This is a genomic window from Streptococcus mitis (genome assembly GCF_003942695.1).
In the GTDB taxonomy this organism is placed as follows: domain Bacteria; phylum Bacillota; class Bacilli; order Lactobacillales; family Streptococcaceae; genus Streptococcus; species Streptococcus mitis_BD.
The window spans coordinates 1-955 of sequence record NZ_RJNU01000026.1 but is presented as its reverse complement, the minus strand read 5'-3'; the positions used below and the strand labels follow the sequence as shown (position 1 = coordinate 955).

Annotated in this window: 9 tRNA genes and 1 rRNA gene; all 10 read left to right on the top strand. The window is 50.4% G+C overall.

Going from position 1 to position 955, the window contains the following annotated elements:
• Nucleotides 1-55 precede the first annotated feature (55 nt).
• The 10 genes from rrf (at nucleotide 56) to D8852_RS09860 (ending at nucleotide 953) form a co-directional block, all read left to right on the top strand.
• Nucleotides 56-171: ribosomal RNA gene (rrf, locus tag D8852_RS09905) — 5S ribosomal RNA — on the top strand.
• 4 nt (nucleotides 172-175) lie between these two features.
• Nucleotides 176-248, top strand: a tRNA-Val gene (locus D8852_RS09900).
• A gap of 4 nt (nucleotides 249-252) precedes the next feature.
• Nucleotides 253-325: transfer RNA gene (locus D8852_RS09895), tRNA-Asp, on the top strand.
• A gap of 22 nt (nucleotides 326-347) precedes the next feature.
• Nucleotides 348-420 (top strand) — tRNA-Lys (locus D8852_RS09890).
• Nucleotides 421-425: 5 nt separating this feature from the next.
• Nucleotides 426-507 (top strand) — tRNA-Leu (locus tag D8852_RS09885).
• A 12-nt stretch (nucleotides 508-519) separates the two neighbouring features.
• Nucleotides 520-592: transfer RNA gene (locus D8852_RS09880), tRNA-Thr, on the top strand.
• A gap of 21 nt (nucleotides 593-613) precedes the next feature.
• Nucleotides 614-685 (top strand) — tRNA-Gly (locus tag D8852_RS09875).
• Between the two features lie 7 nt (nucleotides 686-692).
• Nucleotides 693-778 (top strand) — tRNA-Leu (locus D8852_RS09870).
• An 11-nt stretch (nucleotides 779-789) separates the two neighbouring features.
• Nucleotides 790-863: transfer RNA gene (locus D8852_RS09865), tRNA-Arg, on the top strand.
• A 16-nt stretch (nucleotides 864-879) separates the two neighbouring features.
• Nucleotides 880-953 (top strand) — tRNA-Pro (locus D8852_RS09860).
• Nucleotides 954-955 lie beyond the last annotated feature (2 nt).

Here is a 955-nt window from a genome sequence, read left to right as displayed (position 1 = left end):
TGAGGTTTTCTTGGTATTTGATAGATATTCAATTTTGAGTAGGTATTACTCAGAGTTAAGTGACGATAGCCTAGGAGATACACCTGTACCCATGCCGAACACAGNAGTTAAGCCCTAGAACGCCGGAAGTAGTTGGGGGTTGCCCCCTGTGAGATATGGAAGTCGCTTAGCTCGAGGGAGTTTAGCTCAGCTGGGAGAGCATCTGCCTTACAAGCAGAGGGTCAGCGGTTCGATCCCGTTAACTCCCATATAGGTCCCGTAGTGTAGCGGTTATCACGTCGCCCTGTCACGGCGAAGATCGCGGGTTCGATTCCCGTCGGGACCGTAAGATAACGGAAGTTATTTTAGACTCGTTAGCTCAGTTGGTAGAGCAATTGACTTTTAATCAATGGGTCACTGGTTCGAGCCCAGTACGGGTCATATTTGCGGGTTTGGCGGAATTGGCAGACGCACCAGATTTAGGATCTGGCGCTTAACGGCGTGGGGGTTCAAGTCCCTTAACCCGCATAGTAGAAATTAGCCGGCTTAGCTCAGTTGGTAGAGCATCTGATTTGTAATCAGAGGGTCGCGTGTTCAAGTCATGTAGCCGGCATTAAAACTAGAAGAGGTCGATGCGAACGTAGTTCAGTGGTAGAACACCACCTTGCCAAGGTGGGGGTCGCGGGTTCGAATCCCGTCGTTCGCTTAGAGAGGCCGGGGTGGCGGAACTGGCAGACGCACAGGACTTAAAATCCTGCGATTGGAAACGATCGTACCGGTTCGATCCCGGTCCTCGGCATATAATAATGAGCACCCTTAGCTCAACTGGATAGAGTACCTGACTACGAATCAGGCGGTTAGAGGTTCGAATCCTCTAGGGTGCATTTTTTCTATTTAACTCGGGAAGTAGCTCAGCTTGGTAGAGTACTTGGTTTGGGACCAAGGTGTCGCAGGTTCGAATCCTGTCTTCCCGATT